At 32.5% G+C, this 21,710-nt stretch carries 20 protein-coding genes; 9 read left to right on the top strand and 11 right to left on the bottom strand.

Features of this window, described 5'->3' with window-relative positions; translation table 11 throughout:
* Positions 1 to 630 precede the first annotated feature (630 nt).
* From TERY_RS05415 to rpsB, 3 genes are all read right to left on the bottom strand, one after another.
* On the bottom strand, positions 631 to 1,647 hold the full coding sequence (locus TERY_RS05415) for a hypothetical protein (RefSeq protein ID WP_044136451.1): 1,017 nt from the start codon (positions 1,645 to 1,647) through the stop codon (positions 631 to 633).
* A gap of 99 nt (positions 1,648 to 1,746) precedes the next feature.
* Positions 1,747 to 2,406, bottom strand: coding sequence for a translation elongation factor Ts (gene tsf / locus TERY_RS05420; RefSeq protein ID WP_011610907.1), 660 nt, complete (start codon positions 2,404 to 2,406; stop codon positions 1,747 to 1,749).
* 159 nt (positions 2,407 to 2,565) lie between these two features.
* Complete coding sequence (gene rpsB, locus TERY_RS05425) at positions 2,566 to 3,384, bottom strand: 30S ribosomal protein S2 (RefSeq protein WP_011610908.1); 819 nt, start codon at positions 3,382 to 3,384, stop codon at positions 2,566 to 2,568.
* Between the two features lie 164 nt (positions 3,385 to 3,548).
* Between rpsB and TERY_RS32415 the strand changes: the two genes are divergently transcribed.
* Positions 3,549 to 3,713, top strand: a complete 165-nt coding sequence (locus TERY_RS32415; RefSeq protein WP_213960333.1) for a hypothetical protein — start codon at positions 3,549 to 3,551, stop codon at positions 3,711 to 3,713.
* 220 nt (positions 3,714 to 3,933) lie between these two features.
* Here the strand turns inward: TERY_RS32415 and TERY_RS05430 are convergent, their stop codons facing one another.
* The 5 genes from TERY_RS05430 to TERY_RS05445 form a co-directional block, all read right to left on the bottom strand.
* Complete coding sequence (locus tag TERY_RS05430) at positions 3,934 to 4,278, bottom strand: hypothetical protein (protein WP_011610909.1); 345 nt, start codon at positions 4,276 to 4,278, stop codon at positions 3,934 to 3,936.
* A 347-nt stretch (positions 4,279 to 4,625) separates the two neighbouring features.
* On the bottom strand, positions 4,626 to 4,793 hold the full coding sequence (locus TERY_RS27210) for a tetratricopeptide repeat protein (RefSeq protein ID WP_081432404.1): 168 nt from the start codon (positions 4,791 to 4,793) through the stop codon (positions 4,626 to 4,628).
* Positions 4,794 to 5,057: 264 nt separating this feature from the next.
* Positions 5,058 to 5,723: an HAS-barrel domain-containing protein gene (locus tag TERY_RS05435; protein ID WP_011610910.1), complete on the bottom strand. Its 666-nt coding sequence runs from the start codon at positions 5,721 to 5,723 to the stop codon at positions 5,058 to 5,060.
* 274 nt (positions 5,724 to 5,997) lie between these two features.
* Positions 5,998 to 6,192 (bottom strand): NAD(P)H dehydrogenase subunit NdhS, encoded by a 195-nt coding sequence (locus tag TERY_RS05440; RefSeq protein WP_011610911.1) that lies wholly within the window; start codon positions 6,190 to 6,192, stop codon positions 5,998 to 6,000.
* A gap of 92 nt (positions 6,193 to 6,284) precedes the next feature.
* Positions 6,285 to 7,355 carry a P-loop NTPase gene (locus TERY_RS05445; RefSeq protein WP_011610912.1) on the bottom strand — a complete coding sequence of 357 codons (1,071 nt, stop codon included), beginning with the start codon at positions 7,353 to 7,355 and terminating at the stop codon, positions 6,285 to 6,287.
* 396 nt (positions 7,356 to 7,751) lie between these two features.
* Here TERY_RS05445 and hemF point away from each other — a divergent pair, with 396 nt between their 5' ends.
* From hemF to psb29, 3 genes are all read left to right on the top strand, one after another.
* Positions 7,752 to 8,783, top strand: a complete 1,032-nt coding sequence (gene hemF / locus TERY_RS05450) for an oxygen-dependent coproporphyrinogen oxidase (protein WP_011610913.1) — start codon at positions 7,752 to 7,754, stop codon at positions 8,781 to 8,783.
* Between the two features lie 68 nt (positions 8,784 to 8,851).
* Positions 8,852 to 9,235 (top strand): anti-sigma factor antagonist, encoded by a 384-nt coding sequence (locus TERY_RS05455; protein ID WP_011610914.1) that lies wholly within the window; start codon positions 8,852 to 8,854, stop codon positions 9,233 to 9,235.
* A 619-nt stretch (positions 9,236 to 9,854) separates the two neighbouring features.
* The gene (gene psb29, locus TERY_RS05460; protein WP_011610915.1) at positions 9,855 to 10,574 is read left to right on the top strand and encodes a photosystem II biogenesis protein Psp29; all 720 of its coding nucleotides are present in this window, start codon (positions 9,855 to 9,857) and stop codon (positions 10,572 to 10,574) included.
* A 956-nt stretch (positions 10,575 to 11,530) separates the two neighbouring features.
* On the opposite strand, the gene TERY_RS05465 is transcribed toward psb29, so the two are convergent.
* From TERY_RS05465 to TERY_RS05475, 3 genes are all read right to left on the bottom strand, one after another.
* Positions 11,531 to 12,070, bottom strand: a complete 540-nt coding sequence (locus TERY_RS05465; protein ID WP_011610916.1) for a late competence development ComFB family protein — start codon at positions 12,068 to 12,070, stop codon at positions 11,531 to 11,533.
* A gap of 458 nt (positions 12,071 to 12,528) precedes the next feature.
* Positions 12,529 to 13,413: a peptidoglycan DD-metalloendopeptidase family protein gene (locus TERY_RS05470; RefSeq protein WP_011610917.1), complete on the bottom strand. Its 885-nt coding sequence runs from the start codon at positions 13,411 to 13,413 to the stop codon at positions 12,529 to 12,531.
* Positions 13,414 to 15,154: 1,741 nt separating this feature from the next.
* Positions 15,155 to 15,367, bottom strand: coding sequence for an Hfq-related RNA-binding protein (locus tag TERY_RS05475; protein ID WP_011610918.1), 213 nt, complete (start codon positions 15,365 to 15,367; stop codon positions 15,155 to 15,157).
* A gap of 62 nt (positions 15,368 to 15,429) precedes the next feature.
* On the opposite strand from TERY_RS05475, the gene dapF reads away from it, so the two are divergent.
* From dapF to TERY_RS05495, 5 genes are all read left to right on the top strand, one after another.
* Entirely contained in the window at positions 15,430 to 16,266 is an 837-nt protein-coding gene (gene dapF, locus TERY_RS05480) for a diaminopimelate epimerase (RefSeq protein ID WP_011610919.1), read from the top strand.
* A 290-nt stretch (positions 16,267 to 16,556) separates the two neighbouring features.
* On the top strand, positions 16,557 to 16,709 hold the full coding sequence (locus TERY_RS32420; protein WP_155994323.1) for a hypothetical protein: 153 nt from the start codon (positions 16,557 to 16,559) through the stop codon (positions 16,707 to 16,709).
* Between the two features lie 540 nt (positions 16,710 to 17,249).
* A complete protein-coding gene (locus TERY_RS32425) occupies positions 17,250 to 17,411 on the top strand; it encodes a hypothetical protein (protein WP_155994324.1) in 162 nt (53 codons plus the stop codon).
* 1,589 nt (positions 17,412 to 19,000) lie between these two features.
* On the top strand, positions 19,001 to 19,759 hold the full coding sequence (cobA, locus tag TERY_RS05490; RefSeq protein WP_011610920.1) for a uroporphyrinogen-III C-methyltransferase: 759 nt from the start codon (positions 19,001 to 19,003) through the stop codon (positions 19,757 to 19,759).
* Positions 19,760 to 20,067: 308 nt separating this feature from the next.
* Positions 20,068 to 20,685 carry a molybdenum cofactor guanylyltransferase gene (locus TERY_RS05495; protein ID WP_011610921.1) on the top strand — a complete coding sequence of 206 codons (618 nt, stop codon included), beginning with the start codon at positions 20,068 to 20,070 and terminating at the stop codon, positions 20,683 to 20,685.
* Positions 20,686 to 21,710 lie beyond the last annotated feature (1,025 nt).

The following is a 21,710-nucleotide window of genomic DNA, read 5'->3' on the forward strand; positions in this document are numbered from 1 at the left end:
AAATCTAATACTTTCCGCAATTTTTATACTTTATTTACATTAAAAAAATGATAACTCTATAGTAATTTCACATATAATATTTATCTATTTTTAGCCTACTAATTAGGGCTTGCTAATCAAATTTAGAATAAATTAAATATAAAAACTTTAGCCTTTGAGTGCGGAAAAAAAATGTGGGCTTTTTGCTTATTTAATCAGAAAATGTGAGAGTTTTTAGCAGACCAGAAAAATAAATTATGGGACAATTTTCCGAATATATCCTCCTTCCTTTCATCTAACTCCTGCCCTCATCCATAAGACAAATTTCAACAAACCCTAACCCTAATTATAAAAAAGCAGTATTATATCAGTATTAAATACTACACTTAATATAACAACGAATTATAGAAGAAAATTATAGCGGTTTTCACTTTTCTAATACAAAATTTATACCTGACTCATAAATGCATAAGTACCTTTAAGTTCAAATCTCTGTATTTTTGAGTAATGAAAATTGCTATACGACTCGGAAAAAAATAAAAAAAACTTTTTAATCTTTTTTATTTGATATGAATTAATTATTTTATCTATTTTACTGTAAATTTCTTATGAAATAATGTTTTTACCGCTCCCAAATCCCTATTTCCTTCTTCAATCTTCATACCAACTAGACCGCCATGCTGACTCAGCTTCTATTACAGCTAGTTCTCGTTGCTTTTTACTATATTCTCGTTGCAGTTGACTAAGCTTTCCTAAAATATTACGAATTTTATTGCGCCAACCTGCAACATTAATATCAGTAAATTCTATTTCAGATAACCGTAGATTTATTGCTATAATTCGAGTAACTTTAGTATCATCATCTTCTTCCGAATCTTCTGCTTCTATTAACAAGTTTAATATATTAGGCTGCCCACTTGCAGTATTACTCCCTGATTCCATTTTTGTCGCAGCTTCTAAAAGTTTTTGTGGTATTTTTTTTTCCAGTATTTCTACTTCATAAAGTATACAGTTTGTCTGATAAGAAAGTTTTTTGAGGATTTCAAGTATTTGCTTTTCTATATTTTCTTGCCAATGTATCAATGTGTCAATATTATGCAATTTATCAATAATATTTTCTGTGGAGATTTTGTTTTTTTCGACTTCAGTTTCATCAGTTTTTTCTTTGACTTCATTTCCTACTTCTTGATCCTGAGAATCTGTTGTAAGTTGGGAGGATATTTCAGTCATAAATAACTCAGAAGAATCAAGCTCTATAGCTTCTTCTTGTTTTTTTATTTTGAGTACCACTTCTTTTTTTTCTTTCTCTTCTTGATAAAGAAGACTTATCATTAATTCTGCGGTAGAGGCATCATCCGAATTTTTTTGATTCTCTGGATATTTATTCAATAATTCTTGTAATTCTTGAGTTGCCAACTTAGATTTTTCTCGTAGCTCTTGCTGAATTTTTTGTCGCTGAGAAAATGATAACTTCAGAAATGCTTCTGGATATTCCTGAGTACATATATAATAACTTGCAAAAACTAACTGTTGGCTCATACCTTGCCCCAAAACTTGTAAATAGCTTTGATATTTACTATAAAGTTCCTTGGCAGTATCAACGATCGCCACTTCAATTCTTTGCAATTCTTGCCCTATTGCTTTAATATCTCCCACTGTTTCCCACAATACCCAAATTATATTTATACATCAACGATTAAAAATTAAAAATAAACATAATTATCTATTTTTAATTTTTAATTGTTTTTATGAAATTTATTAAATTAATTATTTCTTCCCAGTTTGTGCCGCAACTTCTTCAGCAAAATTACTTTCTTGTTTTTCCAAACCTTCTCCCAAAACAAACCTAATAAAACGACGTACTTGTACTTTTTCGCCTAATTGTGCACTAGTTTCCTTAATCAACTCTTCTATTGTCTTATTTTGGTCTCGGATATAAGGTTGATCCATCAAAGTTAATTCTTTTAACCGCTTTCCTATTCGGCCTTGAACTATCTTTTCCCTAATATTTTCTGGCTTGTTACTCAGGTCTTCTCTACCCATTTCTATAGACTTTTCACTTTCTACAAACTCGGTTGGAATATCATCAACTGACACATATTCTACCTGTGGGCAAGCGGCTATTTGCATAGCAACATTCTTAACTAATTCTTTAAATGATTCATTCCGGGCAACAAAATCAGTTTGACAGTTTACTTCTACTAAAACACCTATCCTACCACCTGTATGAATATAACTCTCAACCAACCCCTCTGTTGCTACTTTACCCTCAAGTTTTCCAGCAGAAGCAATACCTTTTTGTCTAAGCCAATCTGTAGCTTTATCAATATTGCCATCAGTTTCTTTCAGAGCTTTTTTACAGTCCATCATACCTGCGCCTGTTTTTTCGCGCAACTCTTTAACCAACTTTGCAGATATTTCCGCCATCTTTTTTCCTTTCCTATTTTAGTTTTAATACAATATCATTTTAGGAAACAATCATACTTTAGCTTTATGACTTTAGGTAGGATATTTAGAAATAATTTACCCTTTGATTTATTCCTAAAAAATCCACCTAGAGACACTCAAAAATATTGCTTGAGTTGATTATTCTTCTTCATTATTATCTTCCAATGATTCCTCTTCATTGGCACTATCTAAATCTAAATCTCCTTCCGCACCTTCATAATCATCTTCATATTCTTCGTAATCTTCATAATAATCTTCATAGTCTGCTTCTAGTTGACCATGACGACCTTCATAGATAGCATCAGCCAATTTACCTACTATAAGTTTTATAGATCGAATAGCATCATCATTTGCTGGAATTGGAATATCTACTTGAGTAGGGTCACAATTAGTATCTAATAAAGAAACAATGGGAATATTTAACTTCTGACATTCCTGAACTGCATTATACTCTCGTCGCTGATCCACCATAATTACTCCATCCGGTAGGCGACGCATATTTTTAATTCCACCCAGATATTTTTGTAGTTTAGCCATCTCACGACGAAGAACCGAGGCTTCTTTTTTTGGCAATAAATCTAGTGCCTTACTTTCCTCACGACGCTCAAGATCTTTCAATCTTTCTACACGAGTCTTAATAGTAGTCCAGTTGGTTAGCATTCCACCTAACCAACGTTGGTTAATATAATAACCTCCGCATCTAGTAGCTTCTTGAGCGATAATACCAGCAGCTTGACGCTTAGTACCAACAAATAAGAATTTTTTTCCTTGTTCTGAGGCCGTTCTAATATAATTGTAAGCCTCATCCATTAATTGAGCTGTTTGAACAAGGTCAATGATATGAACCCCATTACGCTCTGTAAAAATATATTGGGACATCCTTGGGTTCCAACGACGGGTCTGATGTCCAAAGTGAACTCCTGACTCTAGCAATTGAGCCAAACTAACAACTGGCATATTCTATCTCCTATTCGGGTTAATCCTCCATCCAGATGTATTCCCACAGATTTTTTATCTCTAGAACACCCGATTACCTAGATGTGCGATTTTAGATAACTTTTGTAGTGTAGCATATAAAACCCTTAACCAGAACTATAAAATTAGGTAGGGAGATAGGGTGATTGAGAGATAAGGAAATGGTGAATATGGGAGTATTTTTTTACCTTTTTTCCTATTCTATTTCTGAATCTCGACTCCTGGGAGATATCTGGGGTGGTTTAAGTTCTCCTCTATTTATTGTCACCAGAGAAATATACGTCAGTCCTATTAAAGAAAATAAAGTCTAGAGATTGGGTTTCCCAACCACTACAGTTTTTTCTTACGAATTGGTAATTTTTATTCCATAGGTATTGAAGTTATTATTCTATAGATAATCCGTAAGTAAAAAAATGCTAATTTGATGAGGTTTGCAGACCACCTGAATAATTTGTAAATCTATAAAAAAAGGTATAATGGCATAGGCATGAATCTAAACCACTTTCTATTTCTGAACTCCGGAAAATTTATTTATACTTGATTAATAATCTTGTCTAATTCATTTTTGATTGTTCCATCATCCCTTAATTTTTTCATATCTAAACTAATTTTTTTAACTATTTTGATGCTGGAAAAACCTTCTAAGTTTTCGCACTGTGATATATGGTGATTGTGATTCTTATCCTTTACACTTAAGTCTCCATATAATAAATAGTCAGTATCATTATTAATAATATTTTTTAAATTTTCATACTTATTATCTACTATTCCTCTAATTCCCTTTAAATTTGTCCTCGGTATGAAACTTATTACATTTGTTATATGACATAATGAACCAAATAATATTGCAGCATAACCACCTGATGATACACCCATAAATATTATTTTTTTATAATCCCTTTTATTTATTTTATCCTTTAAATATTCTGTTGTTTCATCAATATTATTTGAGATACCTTCTATTCCTTTATGATACTAACATTGTTTTGCATCAATATAAAACCTTAAATCACATTTATCTGCATAGATAGATAATAAATATCTTAAAAATTTAAATGGAAGAATACCTCCCATTAGTAAACTCATTCCACCAAAGAATACTATTAATAATTTAGATACTTTAGACTTACATAATATTACTTTCTCATTTTCTTTGTAATTTACTAATGTTTTCTTAAATAAAGTAGAATTAGGATTAAGTTTAACAGCCTTGCTATAAGCTTTTATTGTTCATAATTTTGTTTTTGTTTGATGAGAGATTCACCCAAGTAAAAGTAATGCCAGCTAAATTGAGGATTAATTTCTATAGCTTTTTTAAAACAGGCGATCGCTTCTTCCAACCGGCACTCCTTATCAAGTTTTCTACCTTGTATAATATAGTTTATGCTCATAATTTTTTAGATAGATAATTGTTTTACTTTAGTAGATTATATTAGCTTGAAAACTTTTTATTTATCTATAAATTTGTATGTTTTACTAACTGCTGATAAATACGTTCCACCAATCATTTCCAATTTTATCGGCAAGCCATACTAAATATAAACAAAACAATTTAGATATTATTTAATATTACCAAAAGGGATTCGATAAAGGATGCGATATGAGCTCTATTGAATAATACAACCTATTCAAGATTACTATCAATTATCCATTAATTAAGGGTGTATTTGGCCTAAAATTATTTTTAAGCGATCATAATCATCTCTAAGTAGAACACTCATATTTCTACCTGCTTGAACTAACCAATTACGATCCGCTTTTCTGAGTTGATAAATTTCTCGAATAGTAGCTGCAACCAAAGCATCAACAGGAGCATTACTTAACTGTAACAATGTCCGTAAAAAATCTAACTGATCACTAAACCTAATTATTTCTTTCGGTTCACATAAATAGACTCCCTGATGAATTTGAGGTGGACGAGGTGGAATATACTGATAAATCCTACCATTTTCTGTTTGAGAACCATTCAAATTTTCTGGGGAAGAAAAACCGACTATTGCTGCTCGAAACTCTGTCTTTAACATAGCGAAAATTTGCGGTTGTTGCTCCCTTAATTCAGGTAGAGACATTCCTAAAGCTCTAGCTCTATGTACAGAATCAACCGGCAAAGTAGTAGCATAATAAACTACCCCATAAATCATATTTTGTGATTGTTCATCTTGAGACTTTACCCAAGTACCAAAAGCAGGCATCATAGGAAAATCTAATTCTTTTGGTTCTAAACATTGAGCTAAAAACTCTGTAGTTGCCGTTTCTATCACTTCAGCTATGTAATTATTTTGGTGATTTGTATTAGCAAACTGGGGTAAAGGAAGACGCATAAGTATTATCAGTAATCAATTATCAGTTATCAGTAAGCTGTTTGGCATATAGTTGGTAGGGACACCTTCAATAAAACCCAAAGGTTTCATTTAACCACGACAGCTTACCTTCTGCTTAAGTAGGATACTTAAAATTAGGAATTTTCTTTTTTCTCCTCTAAAAAGGAAGAGTTTGAAGTCTTATTGATTAGTCATTAATTCAGTATAAATTATATTGATAATGAAACAAGATAGAAATAATTCCTAACTTCTGGCTTTGAACTACTAAATATCCTTATTTTTTCTTGCGGCCTGCCGTTGCATCTACGACCTCTAATTCCGATAATTTAAATGTTACTAATTTATCCCAATTTCCGCCTTCAAATAAAACAGCAGCTTTACCGTCACTTACTCGTTGAACTTGTCCTTGAAAACCATAGTAAGTATCACCAAGATTTTTAACTTTAACCGCTACACCTGGTAAAATCATTGTCTCTACTCCTATCAAAAATATTTGCTAAATTTTACAAAAGTGAAAGTTTTTTTTATTGTAGTTATTTATTTAGGTATTTATAAATTTTTTTATGCTAAAGCAGCAACAGAAACTCTAGCAGCAATGTTTTGAGCGATCGCTTGTAATTTTTGAGCAGATACAGAAGCGGGATCTCCCACTACAATAGGTATACCAGAATCTCCCCCTTCTCTCACCGGCATTTCCAGAGGAACCCCACCAAGCATTGGCACTCCTAATTCTTGGGCTGTTTTTTCACCACCACCAGAGCCAAAAATATCATACTTTTTATCTGGCATATCTGGAGGTACAAAATAACTCATATTTTCCACTATTCCCAAAACAGAAACACCTAACTGCTGAAACATTTTCAAACCCTTGCGCGAGTCAAGTAATGCTACAGTTTGAGGAGTAGTCACAATGACAACTCCAGACATAGGAACAGCTTGAGCTAATGTTAATTGGGCATCACCGGTACCAGGAGGCAAGTCTACCAATAAATAATCTAATTCACCCCATTGCACTTGGTATAAAAATTGTCGGATAATTCCATTCAACATAGGACCACGCCAAATCACTGGTTGATCCTTGTCAATTAGAAAAGCCATAGAAACCAACTTGACCCCATGATTAAAGGCCGGTTGTAGCACTTCCCCAGATTCTCCTTGTTGTACCATAACCTGAGCATCTTCTAGACCCAACATAGTTGGATCATTAGGGCCATAAATATCAGCATCAATTAAACCCACCTTAGCACCCATTTGAGCTAATGCCACAGCTACATTAACTGCCACTGTGCTTTTACCAACCCCACCTTTGCCACTAGAAATAGCAATAATATTTTTGACCCCACCAATACCTTGGCGATCTGGTAAAGTTTTTTGTTGAGGAGTCTCCGCAGTAACATCTACTATAACTTCCTTAACTCCAGGTAATTCCTTGACAGCTTTTTGGCACTCTTCTACAATAAATTCTCGTAATGGACAAGCTGGAGTTGTCAAAACCAAAGTAAATTTGACTTGTCCATCTATAATGTTAACATTACGAATCATATTTAGTTCCACCAAACTCTTACGCAGTTCAGGGTCCTCTACTGGTCGCAATACATCTAAAATTGATTTAATATCAGGTATATTAGACATTTTTATTATTTTCCTCTAAAATTTTAAGACCTTTCCATAAAAGCAAGGGATTATTACTAATCATTAATAGCTCTTGATACCTTACTGTATTGCATATAAAAGTGTCAGGATGTAAAAACAAATATATTGTATCGTCCTGCTGAGTGACCTAGGCCCGTCCCCAGTTTCTAGAATAAATCGTTGTTTTTAACACTAGATATATATCTGGGAAAAAACAGGGTTTTTGGGAAAACCCGACTTAAGTCTCGCTCTACACACTGTTTTTTATGTAAGTACAATGTACTCGAAAAAAGCCGATATAATCTGAAAATTGTAACTAGATGATTTAGGACATGGTAAGATAAAAAGTATGGAAAAGATTTAATTTTTAGCCAACTTCAAATATAGATTATAGTTATGGTAGTTTCGAGTAAGGACCAAGAAATATCTTTATCTGTACCAGCGAGTGACACAAAAGAACGAGTCAGTCAATTTATGCAGACTCTACAAGATGAAATTTGCCAAGGACTAGAAGAATTAGATGGAGTTAGTAAGTTCAAGGAAGACTCTTGGAAACGTCCAGGTGGCGGCGGAGGAAAGTCTCGTGTAATAAGAGACGGTGGAGTTTTTGAACAAGGGGGAGTTAATTTTTCAGAAGTATGGGGAGATAAATTACCTCCAAGTGTACTGAAGCAAAGACCAGAAGCGGCAGGTAATAGTTTCTATGCCACAGGAACCTCTATGGTGCTGCACCCTAAAAATCCTTATGTACCAACAGTACATCTTAACTATCGTTATTTTGAAGCTGGATCTGTATGGTGGTTTGGTGGTGGTGTAGATTTAACACCTTACTATCCTTATGCCGAAGACGCAGCGCACTTTCATCAAACGATTAAGGCAGCCTGTGACAAAAGCCATAAAGAGTATTATCCTATATTTAAAAGATGGTGTGATGAATATTTTTACTTAAAGCATCGTCAAGAAACGCGGGGTGTAGGAGGTATCTTTTTTGATTATCAAGATGGTCAAGGAGAATTATACAAAGGGCCTGATAATCAAGGACCAGCAGCAACCTATAGTAAGGATTTAGGAATTCTTGAATCTCGTAGTTGGGAATCTTTATTTACATTTGTACAAAATTGTGGTGTATCATTTTTACCAGCATACAAGATAATAGTAGAGAGACGGCAACCCATGAAATATGGTGACCGGGAACGCAACTTTCAGCTATACCGACGTGGCCGTTATGTTGAATTTAATTTAGTATATGATAGGGGTACAATTTTTGGTTTGCAAACCAATGGTCGTACAGAATCAATCTTGATGTCTTTACCACCTTTAGTTCGTTGGGAGTATGGTTACAACCCAGAACCCAACACACCAGAAGCTGAACTATATGAAGTATTCTTAAAACCTCATGACTGGGCTGACTGGAAACCAAATCATTAGTTGTTCTGAGTTAAACTACATTTAGATGGGCAACCACCACAAGTAATATCATCCTGAGGGAAGGGTCAGTGATTCAGATTGAGCAAAAAACCCACACAAATAAGGACGAGGACAAAACAGTAATCGTCTTATCACCTAAAGGACGCTTGGATATAACAACAGCTTGGCAGTTTCGCCTTAAGTTGCAAGAATGTATCTCAAAACTAAGTCCTCATGTAGTGGTCAATTTAGGTGAGGTTAACTTTATTGATAGTTCTGGATTGACATCTCTGGTAGCAGGGATGCGAGATGCTGACAAAGGTAAGGGTAGCTTCCGTATTTGTAACGTTCATCCAGAAGCAAAACTGGTATTCGAGGTGACCATGATGGATTCTGTGTTTGAGATTTTTGAGACAGAAGATGAAGCTCTTAATTCTGATGATGTCCGTAACCAGGAAGGGAACAGAGCTTAAAAATTCTGAGGCAGAACTAATCAATTTGATGCTCGAAATAATACATTGATAGTTAAAGTAATATCTAATCAAGAGGTGTTATTTTATTTATATCTATGGTTCTATTCAGAAAATTTATTGATGGAAATCAATGTAACTCTAGTAGCGTAGATTTGTACTTTGGTGAAATACTTATTTGAGTTGGATGAAGCTTTAAATTATGAATTTAAAGTCCTTTTAAATGGCTACTAACTATAAGGTAGTGACCATTTTTAGCCAATTATAAAATTTGTTCTTAACCAAAGCTACAATTTTTGATTAATTTTTATAGCTTTAAGAATTCCCAATAAGGTTACAAGACCTATTGAGGGAATCATAAAACTAGCTTTAAGCAAGCAGCACCATGAAATATCAAGCCTCCAAAAAGCTACTGTTGCAGTAGAAAGGAATTCCTATTTATGACTCCTTATTATGAGCTATCTCTTTCTGAGGATCCTTTCTAACCCTAACAGGCAGGAGTTGATGTCAAATAGCAAAACCCACTCTGCTTTTCTAACTACTACTACTATAAACTTCAAAGGTTTTGTAGTAGATAAGAATATCAATATTCAGAGATGGGATTATAGAATTAGAACACCAGGTGAATAATACTCGTACTGTTTCAGATACTAAGAAAACCTTTTATCACTTTCACACCCGTCCCATTAATTCAATATATAATCGGGTAATTGAAGAGTTGTTAGTGGAAATGCACCTGATTTCCGTTAATGTTGATTATAGCTATAACCCATTTTATGCTTTGGGTGTAGTTACAGCTTTTGACCGTTTTATGCAGGGATATTCTCCACAGGAGGATAAAACGTCGATTTTTAATGCTTTGATTCAAGGGCAAGAAGAGGATCCAAACAAATACCGTAGTGATGCTAAAGGTTTAGAAGATTTAGCTGGAAAAATCTCAGCGTCTGATATACTTTCATGGATTTGTTTATCAAAAAATATAGATAATACTCAATATTTGCAAGATGATTTAAGAGCTATTTCTGAGAATTCAAAATTTAGGTATAGTCGCCTATTTGCTATAGGTTTATTTACTTTACTGGAAATAGTAGATACAGAATTAATCAAGGAACAAGAGAAGCGTACAGAAGCACTTAAGAAAATTTGCCAATCTTTAAATTTGGTAGAAGAAAAGTTGTTAAAAGATATAGATTTGTATCTTAGTAACTTGGAAAGAGTAGCTCAAGCTCGTAGTGCTATGGAAGATACCCTCGCAGCCATGAGGAAAAAACGAGAAAAACGCAGCTTAGAAAAAGTAAATCTTTCTACTTCTGGGAACAAGACTTCAGAAGATAGTGAGTAAGAAAAACAAAGTGATAATCTACTCAGTTAATCTTTATTTTTGCTGATTTTTTATATATATTAAATAAATATTATATAATTATATAATTATATAATAGAGACTACATGCATTGTTAATTTATGAAAAAATGGAGAAAAGGTAACAAAATTGTTTGATTATTTTGATTTTAAATTATATAGATAAAGTTTAAAACTTGTAGATATTATCTAAGCATTGAGTGGAGCAAAATATTGACTATTTATAACTTACTACTGTTAGGGTTAAAGTTATATAAATTTATACTCTTCAAATCATGAGATGGCTTTGATTAGATTGAGCAAGAAAACGAAAAAAACTTTTTATTAGTTTTATAGCATTTTTCATTATTCAAGAGTGCAGATATTTTTTTTACTTAAAAGCACTTATAAATAAATTTATGATTAGGGGATATTTTGATATTTATAAAGTAAAAAATTATATCTATTTAGATTAAAGTGAATTCAATATTTACTTAGTGACTTACTTATTTATTTACTACTACTTGAAATTGATTTATAACTTATGTTGATTTTACTTAATATAATTATTTAGTTATTAAAACTAATTTAAAAAGTTAATCTAGGCAGGTTAATATTAAAAATCTACTGTCTACTTTACTAGAAGACTAACATAAAACTTCACTTACTTAGATGTTTTAATATTTACTTCTTGTTTGTTGTAACTTCAGTCGGCAGTGATACTTTAGTTCGGCACTAAAGGTTTAGGTAGACTGCATCTGTTATGATTTATTATTTATACTTTTATATCATAAGTTTTCTATAGACAAATCAAGCTTATAGCAAGCAATCAAAGGTTAAAAGACTTGATAGCATATCCACTACCTAACTGTAGCTTGACCTTGTATTAGAAAATGTAGAAGATTGAAAAAATAATCCTTTGAAGGCTTTTGTTTCTTGCCTTACCTCTCGCCTCGCATTTTATGAATTAGGAGTTGTATCTTCAAATTCGTTAGCCATAGATTTGAGCAAGCTACTTAGTTGTGAGCTCACATCATTAGAAAAACTGCTCAAAACTTTAGAGTGAATTGGTTTTCGAGTAATATTCTGATCGATAGCTTCACTTACCTGTTTAGAAATCAAATGTTGAAGCTCATCCTTAGCTTTAGACCTTTGAAACTGAGCACCTTCTTCAGTAGTCGCATACAAAGGAGGGAGTCTATTTAAAGCATAAGCTGCAATGTCTCCCACATCAAGAGTTTGATCGCTACTCCCTTCATTCTCTGCTACTCGTGCGATCGCCTCAGATAGAACTAACTCTTCCATCACATTAATAAATTGTTTGCGAGGTAAAACAACTACTTCTCCTGTTAATAAAGCTCCCATTAAACGATCAAGGGACATATACTCCTCAATAGACAATTCAGAAGCTGTATTACAAATTCGTCCTACTTCTGCTTCCATAGAAGGAGTTAAATAACCATCTTGTAGAGCTTGTTCAACAATTTTTTCTATACTCATAACTTTTATGTAAGTTTATTTATAATAACTGTCTAATATAGCAGTCGAATATTTTTCAGCAGACATTACTAAATTCTGAAATTTAGTCAGGGATGAGTTTTTACTCTTGAATTTTGTATAGCGCCTAAACATCTCTAACTTAATAATTTAGAATATGGTAATAAGTCCATCAAAGTCAACAGGAACCACCATATAATTTTTTTTTTAAAGTATAACTAATCAGTTATCAGTTATAACTATCTCCGGCTCTCGCCATAGACTGGAAATACTAAACTTGATTTTTTCATTTTCTTAAAAGATCAGAGTTGATTTATTATCACCTTGTGAAAATTTCTATGCTATGAAAATCCTGTATCTTACTAAAGTTAATAAATATACAGTATGAGGTTACAAATACTCTCTAACCATAACGAGTTATCTCTATCTTAAAAGTGGAGGTAATGGTGCTGACTTTTTGGTCATTCAATACCATCATATCGCCAAGGAATCGGATCTACAGCTTGACCATGTACATATAATCCCCAATGAAGATGAGGACCTGTAGAAGCACCTGTAGATCCTACAGTACCAATTTTCTGGCCAGCTTTCACTATACTACCTTCTTTCACATTGATACCACTCAAATGGATCAAAATACTGGTTACTCCCTGACCATGGTCAATACCTACAGTATTACCATGAATTTCAAAACCTTGAGATTCTAATCCCACTAGAGCAATACGACCAGCAGCAGGGGCAACAACAGGGGAACCATTGTAATCTGCGTAATCAACTCCGCGATGATAATAGTTTTCAGCAAAATTTCCATTATAGTACCTTCGCACTCCGTAGACGGTACTAACTGGACCATTGTTAGGGCGAACAAATGGGCCTTTCCAGAGTTTGTCTGGGGTTACAAGTTGTTTAAATGCTCCCACTCTATCAAATTCTAAGTCTGTTCCTTCAATAGATTCTTTCTCAGGAGGTAGCCAAATAGATTGAGTGGGAAAAGAACGGCTTTGCAAATTCACAGTTAGATTTTGCATACCTGTATCAGTAGTTACCTGAATTTGTCGGAGGCCAGATTTATCTAAAGGAGTTGTGGGTAACAATGCCCGGAATTTATTTTGTCCAAGAGGAAATGAGGGGTAAGTTTTTCCATCTATACTAACTGTGGGAGTTGAGAGCTTTGTATTTGATTGCTGAATCACAACAGATAGAGTATCCCCTAATTTTGGGTTATTGGGAGTTATTACTACAGTTTGACTGAGACCAGGTATGACTACTACAAGAATTGCTGTAACACTAGCTAAGATCAAACTATAGAGAAATCGCTTAATTTTAACTGATAAAAATAAAAACATTAATTATTTGTATTTGAGATTCTTTAGTTCAATTAAATAAAAGTTCAATTTTTTTATTTATACAATTTAGAAATATCCAATAATTCATGTGAAACTATTATCGAAAGGTTCTTAAATTTAAATTTGCAGATATTACTTTTAAAGTAGGAATAATAATAGTTCAAGATACAAATTAATTTTAACTAATCAAAATAAAAATATTAATTATTTGTATTTGAGATTCTTCGGTTCAATTAAATAAAAGTTCAATTTTTTTTCTTTATACAATTAGATATCTCCGATAATTCACCTGAAACTATGATTGAAAGGTTGTTAAATTTGAGTTTGCAGATATTACTTTTAAATTAGGACTAATAAGAGTCAAGAGACAAAAGTTAACCAATATAAAAAAAACTATTGCTTCTGGCCTGACAAGTTTTGGAAGATGATGAACTAAGGTTTATTAAGGATTTTCCCTGGAGATGTTAAACAAGAGTTGGTTATTTACTAACAATAAAAAGTCTTCTAGTAACTTCTTACTTGTTGCCTTTTGCTGTTGGCCTAAAAGTAGCTAGTTTTTTTAGACTGCTCAAATTAAAATTAATAAATAACATAAAATATGTAAAATGTCAAACAAGTATTTAAGCAGGTATATAAAATCAATTACACATTTTTGTCAGCTGCATTCTTCATAATGTATATCTCACATAGAATGAGGTGAGGGTTACAATTAAATTTTAAGTGCTTCCAAATTGAATCCGAATCAATATAGAATCCTAATTCTATATCACTGTTGATGGTGCAGGGGTGTTGATTCTTATAGAGTAAAACAACAGTAAACAGGGGGAAGTATATGGCTATGATGGTAGTAAAAAAGAAAAATAACCTAATGGTAATATCTTGTCTGATAGTTAAAAACTACTACTATGAGTAGGGATACATAGCTATAATAGTGGTAAAAAAAATAAACAGGACCTAATGGTAATATATTATTTGATACTCAATAAATACTACCAGGAGTAGTGGTAAGTGAGGTAAATATGGAAGAACTCTTAGGGGCTAAAGTTATGGTCATGGAACAGGCTGAAAATATTTCAGAAGGAGGAATTAGTTTGGGCTGAGTCTGGTTATAGAGGAGCGAAATTTGCTATGGCGATCGCAGGCCTGATTTCAGCAGGAGTGGAAATACTCAAGGGTAATACTCAATAATTTGAAGTTTTACCTAGAGAATGGGTAGTAGAGAGAACTTTTGGATGTCGAGTTCAGAAGCGTAGAGTATGAACAACTACCTGAGAGAAGTGAAGCTCTGATTTAGACTGCAATGATTAGATTGATGTTTGGAAGGCTTGGTACTAAAAACTCAGGCCGTTTTAAGATTTTTTTGACAAACAGTCTCTTAGCAATAGCTGGGTATTTTCCTTACTCCTACTAGTAATCATAGGTATTTTTGCTATTGAAAAAAAGTCAAAGTACAGTAAATTCAAAATTTTAATACTGATTATAAAAAAAGGTATCAATGCTCTTTTTGAAAGGGGATTAAAAAATAAAGTTTATGATTTTAATTTATCTACTGAATTAGAAGATATTGATAAATGATAGGGGTAACTTTTTTATATCGAAAAATTTTTGATGATCACTTTCTTAAAGTAAGGTTTGTCGTCAGGTATATTTAAGGGTTTTGGAACTGGTCTAACTTGAGTCATTACATCCAGACTCTAAAAATTGCCCCACAGCTATTAAATTGCGGAAAAATTTGTCCTTGTTAGTTTTTTGCTTTGAGATAAACAATAGATTGTCGCCAAATTAAAATTGGTGAGTCATACTGACCGAAGAGGCAGATACAATTTGGATCTTGCCAGAAAACTTTTCCTACATAAAGGTCATTAGTAATTAGTTTTATTTCTACTTCTTTTTTCTCTTGAATGTAGGTTTGAATTTGGCGAGTACTTGGTAAACTTGTATCAAAATCAGACATAATTACTATTTGATATATTTTCTGTCAGAGTAAATTTTTACCTAATTATTTGGAGCATAATAATGACAAAATCATTCACTAAATATCATGGTCTAGGGAACGATTTTATTTTGATTGATAATCGCCACCAATTACAGCCTATACTAACACCAGAACAAGCAATAGAATTGTGCGATCGCAATTTTGGTATTGGTGCAGATGGTGTAATTTTTGCTCTACCTGGAGTGAAGCAAACTGATTATACCATGCGGATTTTCAATTCTGATGGTTCAGAGCCTGAAATGTGTGGAAATGGGATTAGATGTTTAGCTAAGTTTATAGCAGAACTAGAAAACAATAACAAGACTAAATATAATATCCATACCGGTGCCGGTATAATTGTTCCTGAATTGCAAGGTGATGGTCAAGTAACAGTTGATATGGGACAACCCAGACTTTTGGCATCGGAAATACCGACAACTTTAGCTAATGCTGATGATAAAGTTGTGGATCAACTCTTAGAAGTAGGTGGAAAGTCTTGGTTTGTTACCTGTGTGAGTATGGGAAACCCCCACTGCATAACTTTTGTAGAAGATGTTACTGCTATAGATTTAGCTAAAATAGGTCCTAAATTTGAACATAACCCAGTATTTCCAGAACGTACTAATACAGAATTTATTCAAGTTATTAGTCCAAAATATGTGAAGATGCGAGTATGGGAAAGAGGAGCTGGTGCAACACTTGCTTGTGGTACAGGAGCATGCGCGTCAGTTGTGGCAGGAGTTTTAACTCAAAATAATGAGCGCTTAGTTACAGTAGAGTTACCTGGAGGTTGTTTGGAAATTGAATGGTCAACTATAGACCAAAAAATTTATATGACTGGACCGGCAGAAAAAGTATTTACAGGAATCATAGCATAAGTAAGAAGTCAGATAGGGGAGTTGTCAGATTGGTGAGGTACAAAATTTAAATTTGGAGTATGAACTATATTTGAAAGTGCAATAATATCGTAACTGTCTTGGTGGCTGCTATATTAATGAATCAGTAATAAAATGATACTCAGTACTAACTCATAACTCATAGAGGTCTATCAAAGTTGATAACGGCTGAGAGCTAAAGCAGTGTTTAAGAGAGAAAGCTGGTAGCTAGTTAAATTAGGATTTGGATTAATTTGAAGTTGTAACTTAATAATAGGGGTATATTCATGGGAATGGAAGGAGGTATTTATTTAATTCAGGACAACGATCAACTTGTAGAGATGACGGAACAAGCTTATGACTCCGAAGATCAGCTACAAGAATTTTGGGAAACTTATCCTAATCTCTTAGCAGAAGATGATATATACAGAGGTATCCCTAGATGATGGTTATTAATTTGAAGGTAAATAGCAGCACTAAAATGGGAAGAAATAACTCAGCAATGGGTATTATCTTATTTGTTTCTGGATCAAGAACTAATTCCGACATTGGTAGACATCAAACAGACTCATAACACTGAAGTCCCCTAAAAATTAGTGAGTCAAATGTTCATTATGCTGCTAATGTCGGTATTTATTGACCTTTGGAGTCAATTATTGCTAAGTTTTAAGTGAATTGCAAAGAAAATTGTAGAGACCCAGAATAACTATTTGAAAAATTTCTGGGGAAATAAACTAATTAGGAAAAGTTTTAACCTTCTGCCAAAACGAATCTACAAGCAGGGAAAATTCGTTTAGTATTTGTGAAAGAGGATATTCTGGCGGAATTAGGAAGGATCTTAGAATGGCTCTACGAACAGACAGCGCTAGTATAAATTCTAGGATTAGAAATTAAATAGTATATTAGTCAAGAGGGTTTAAGAACTTTAGCTGCTAGAGTAATTGCTCAAACTACAGAATTACAATTGAAAAAATCAAGCACAACTTGTGAAAGAAGTAGATGAAAGAAATACTTTTTTTCGGGAGTTTAAAATAAGATTGGGTGTTGATAAAGCATCAAGAATCATAAAAATGCAGATGTTGGGCCAAAAATCAAGGGTGAAAGATGGGGTACAGGGGATATTTACATTGGTTTTGCAGCAATTTTAAATTAACAAGGGAGAAAAAATCTAGGGTTATTCGGTGTTTATCTTTCTGTTCGTCTGGAAATTTAAGTAAATCATTGTTGAAATTAGTTGCTATGTAACAAAATGTAAATTTACCTCAAATGAATTCTGTAGAGGGGCTTGAAGTCAGTAGACAAATATTAATATAGCTAAGTTTTTTCATGCCTACCTATTTAGACAGATGTCAACTATCCTGTAACTTAACAACTGATATAATATTATTCAGGACTTACACAAAAACACTATATATAGTGTTTGACTTTAAAGGTTTATTTATTTAGTGATATAGCTGCCACCACTATCCTCCGCCAACGCTTGAACAACAAAATATAAAAACTTTAAAAATTTGCTTTAAGACAAATTACTTTGTAGACTAAATTAGTATCAAAGTAATTACTTTTCAATGCTTTGAATATGAACTTTAATTATATAAAATATTGTCAATATCTAATAAGTAATCATAAAAATTATACTCTCGCAAGTATTGTCGCTTATCTTGAATAAATTAGCCACGATTAATTTGATCGTTATTTAACAAATGTTAATTTATTTAGGGATAGAAATTTGGTGGCAAAATTTCAGTGAGGAAATTATTGTTTCTGAAGTATGAAAAAAGTAAAATAGAGCATGTAGAATAAATGATAGTTGAGGTGGTAAAAAAGAATAAAATACGAGTAAAAACAGTATTAATGGAGATTTTTTATACAAATAATGTGACTAATGCCATTAATAGATAATTGAAATAAAGGTTACTATTACCTGTGAAAAATTAGTCGTTTAGTAGATGATAGTGGGGGGTAAAAAATATCAGAAACTGGAAGAATTAAAATGGAATGAGTTGGAATTAATATTAGGAAATATTATCAAGATTAAAGGTTTTTCTAAAGATTAAAAATTTAAGTTATTCTGGGGTGGCTGTTTCCACAAATTTTAGCAGAATATATTGCTACTAATGACCTCTGTTATCAAAGTACAGACGATGTTGAGTTTGAGATTTAAACGAGGTGGAAAATTGAGGAATTTGACGCCATAGTTAAACAACTAATAGAACTCAAACTTTGCCAATTTTGTAGGGCAAAAATTATAAAAAATCACGTTGTTTGTGCTATGGAGTGTATGGAATTATTTGAAAATAATAGCAAATTTTTTAGGAAAAACTATTTATCAATTGAAACATCAATTGTTATCTAAATATCTAGTATCTAATCTAAAATATCCTACAATTAAAATGATAGTTGTTTAAATTTTTATAGACTGTTTAAAATCAGCAAAACTTGGGAATGGCCATAATATTTTAGGTGGTTGCTCTATTTAGCATACGCTATATATAGTGTCTTTGCGTAAGTCTTGATTATTATTATAATCAATTTAACTATAAACTTAAATGATTAAACAGAGAGACAAAACGGTTTTTCCCAAAAGGCTAACAAGGCTAACATGGGTGAGCTTGAGCAACCAAAAAGCAGACACTTTTTTTTGAACCCCAAAAGGCTAAGTGCCAATATTACTCAATATTTTGATAGTTAATTATCCAGCCCTAATTATATTAGAGAGTTATCTAAAATAATAAATATGAATCAGCTAAAATTTGTAGGTAAGGTGTATTTAGTAGGAGCAGGACCGGGAGATCCTGGATTAATTACACTAAAAGGTAAAGTGCTATTAAAACAAGCTGATGTTGTTATCTATGATGCTCTTGTCAGCGCTTCTATCTTAGAAATGATTAACCCAAATGCTGAAAAATTTAATGCAGGTAAACGTCGAGATCGCCATTCTCTAGAGCAAACACAAACAACTCAACTACTAATTGAAAAAGCAAAAACTCATGCAGTTGTGGTACGTCTAAAAGGAGGTGACCCTTTTGTATTTGGTCGTGGTGGAGAGGAGATGGAAGATTTAATGCAAGTAGGAATAGCTGTGGAAGTTATTCCGGGGGTTACTTCCGGTATCGCTGCACCTGCTTATGCTGGTATTCCTTTAACTCACAGAAACTATAGTTCCTCGGTTACTTTTGTCACAGGTCACGAAGCAGCAGGCAAATATCGACCAGAGGTTAATTGGGAGGCGGTCGCCCAGGGTGCAGAAACGATAGTAATTTACATGGGGGTTCATAACTTACAAAATATTATCAAAAAACTAATCGCTGCTGGACGTGACCCAGAAACACCAATTGCTTTAATTCAGTGGGGAACTTATCCAAAACAAAAAGAATTAATTGGAACTCTTAATAATATTGTGGGACAAATTGAGTCAACTGGTTTTGAAGCACCAGCTATTACTGTTATTGGTAATGTAGTTAATTTACATCAAATATTAGGAAATAGGGAGTAATACTATTTATTAAAAGTAATGGTATTTTTTACATCTTATCAAAATAACTAGAGAAATAACATAGTTTAGTAAACAATGAAATTACGCTAATAAATAGTATTTATAAATATAAGGTTTAAGTCTAATAAAGTGTTTTATAATTGATATAAGGGAGTTAGACTAGATTTGGATAAAAATAGAGAATTGGTAAAAAGGGAAAAAAAAGAGTAGATATTAAGAGCTATTTATCGTAAAAGTATAAGTTGGTGTCTCTATTCGATTTATTTGAAAATGCTGTAGAACTCTAATTTTTGATATTTTGAAAGTATATGAATAAATCTTCACTCGCCAAAAATTATTTAGTAGCACTTATTCTGGCAGGTGGAAAAAGTTCCCGTATGGGTCAAGATAAAGCCTTAATTCCTTGGAAAAATATGCCTATGTTAGAAAGGGTTTATCAAGTAGCAAATAAATGTACAGAAAAAGTTTATGTTATTACTCCATGGCCAGAAAAATATAAATCAATTTTACCAACAAAATGTGAATGGTTAACTGAGTTAAAAAGTGAAGGTCCTTTAGTTGCTTTAGGTCAGGGATTAACTCAAATTAATAGTAATTGGATTTTATTATTGGGATGTGATTTACCTCTGTTGAACTCAGATATTATTGAAACTTGGATAGCTCAATTAAACCAACTTTCTCCAGAAATTTTAGCTTTAGTTCCGAAAAAATATCAAGGGTGGGAGCCTTTATGTGGTTTCTATCGGCAACAGATCAAAATAGAATTAGAAAATATTATTGGGCGAGGCGATCGCTCTTTTCAAAGATTACTTGCTCAAATTCCAGTTCAACCATTATCTATTGATTCTCAGACAGCGAAAATGTTGTTTAACTGCAATACTCCTTTAGATTTAGAGGTGGAAAAGGGAATAGGGAACAAAGCTTAAAAAGAGTTAGCACTTAGGTTTTTTTTGCTTTACCTTTGTAGTTTAAGTAGGTCGGTGTTTAAATTTGTCGCTCTATAACAAAATGTAAATTTACCTCAAATAAACTGGGTGGGAGACTTGATATTCAGTCTAGAAATATTAATATGGCTAAGTTTTTTTATGCTTACTTAATTAACTTAAATAAAAACTGCTATAGTGTTTGTAATTTGCGATCAAAGTTTCAAAAAAAATGTTACGTTATGAATAATAATAATCTGTGGAAGTCTTCAATCAATTTTCTCAATTTTAAGTAGTACAATCATATTCTCGAAGGTGCGGAGTACTAGAAGGGTACCATTAAAATCACTGATAATATTTTTGAGAAGCAGAGGGTAAAAAATCTAAAATAAAACTCTATTATCTAGAAGGGTACTATTAAAATCACTGATAATATTTTTGAGAAGCAGAGGGTAAAAAATCTAAAATAAAACTCTATTATTCTGTGAGATTAATTGCTTTTTATAGTTAATTTATTGTTAATAAATTTTATTCTGGAAAGCGTTTAAATATCCATATTAATGTCGGAGTAGTTTTCATTTTTATCCTATTGTTTTTGAATTTTGTATAAGTTATTTTTCAAATATTTCTTAGTTCTATTTTAAAGAGATTATATACTAACAAATACAGTAATATAAAAAATAATATTGTTTCTCATATTTTAGGATTTTAGATAAAAAAAACTATTTGCAAATAATTGTGTTTATTTAATAAATACAAAGCCTCTTTAATAAGAAAAGTTAATTTTTATAGTTCCATAAATCCTCTGGTAATTGCATTTCTGGAGGTGATTAAATATTTATCCCGAAAATAAATTTGTCAAGCACTAAATTTTTTTTTCTCTCTCCGAGACTCTTTGTCGAGCTTCCATTTAATGATGATAAACTACAAGCTATTTATCCAAATTTTTTTCCTGATTTATATGAATTATAAGCTCTACAAATATTTTTCAATATAAAGGAATTATAGGGATTTTAACAAAAATAGAC

The organism is Trichodesmium erythraeum IMS101, from assembly GCF_000014265.1.
GTDB lineage: Bacteria > Cyanobacteriota > Cyanobacteriia > Cyanobacteriales > Microcoleaceae > Trichodesmium > Trichodesmium erythraeum.

Bases quoted from the DNA above. Each gene is read 5' to 3' on its own strand.
- TERY_RS05475 (WP_011610918.1), bottom strand. From the start codon at position 15,367: ATGTCTGATTTTGATACAAGTTTACCAAGTACTCGCCAAATTCAAACC.
- TERY_RS05445 (WP_011610912.1), bottom strand. From the start codon at position 7,355: ATGTCTAATATACCTGATATTAAATCAATTTTAGATGTATTGCGACCA.
- TERY_RS05495 (WP_011610921.1), top strand. From the start codon at position 20,068: ATGAATAAATCTTCACTCGCCAAAAATTATTTAGTAGCACTTATTCTG.
- tsf (WP_011610907.1), bottom strand. From the start codon at position 2,406: ATGGCGGAAATATCTGCAAAGTTGGTTAAAGAGTTGCGCGAAAAAACA.
- TERY_RS05470 (WP_011610917.1), bottom strand. From the start codon at position 13,413: ATGTTTTTATTTTTATCAGTTAAAATTAAGCGATTTCTCTATAGTTTG.
- TERY_RS05430 (WP_011610909.1), bottom strand. From the start codon at position 4,278: ATGGGTGTATCATCAGGTGGTTATGCTGCAATATTATTTGGTTCATTA.
- rpsB (WP_011610908.1), bottom strand. From the start codon at position 3,384: ATGCCAGTTGTTAGTTTGGCTCAATTGCTAGAGTCAGGAGTTCACTTT.
- hemF (WP_011610913.1), top strand. From the start codon at position 7,752: ATGGTAGTTTCGAGTAAGGACCAAGAAATATCTTTATCTGTACCAGCG.
- dapF (WP_011610919.1), top strand. From the start codon at position 15,430: ATGACAAAATCATTCACTAAATATCATGGTCTAGGGAACGATTTTATT.
- TERY_RS32420 (WP_155994323.1), top strand. From the start codon at position 16,557: ATGGAAGGAGGTATTTATTTAATTCAGGACAACGATCAACTTGTAGAG.
- TERY_RS05440 (WP_011610911.1), bottom strand. From the start codon at position 6,192: ATGATTTTACCAGGTGTAGCGGTTAAAGTTAAAAATCTTGGTGATACT.
- TERY_RS05435 (WP_011610910.1), bottom strand. From the start codon at position 5,723: ATGCGTCTTCCTTTACCCCAGTTTGCTAATACAAATCACCAAAATAAT.
- cobA (WP_011610920.1), top strand. From the start codon at position 19,001: ATGAATCAGCTAAAATTTGTAGGTAAGGTGTATTTAGTAGGAGCAGGA.
- TERY_RS27210 (WP_081432404.1), bottom strand. From the start codon at position 4,793: ATGAGCATAAACTATATTATACAAGGTAGAAAACTTGATAAGGAGTGC.
- TERY_RS05465 (WP_011610916.1), bottom strand. From the start codon at position 12,070: ATGAGTATAGAAAAAATTGTTGAACAAGCTCTACAAGATGGTTATTTA.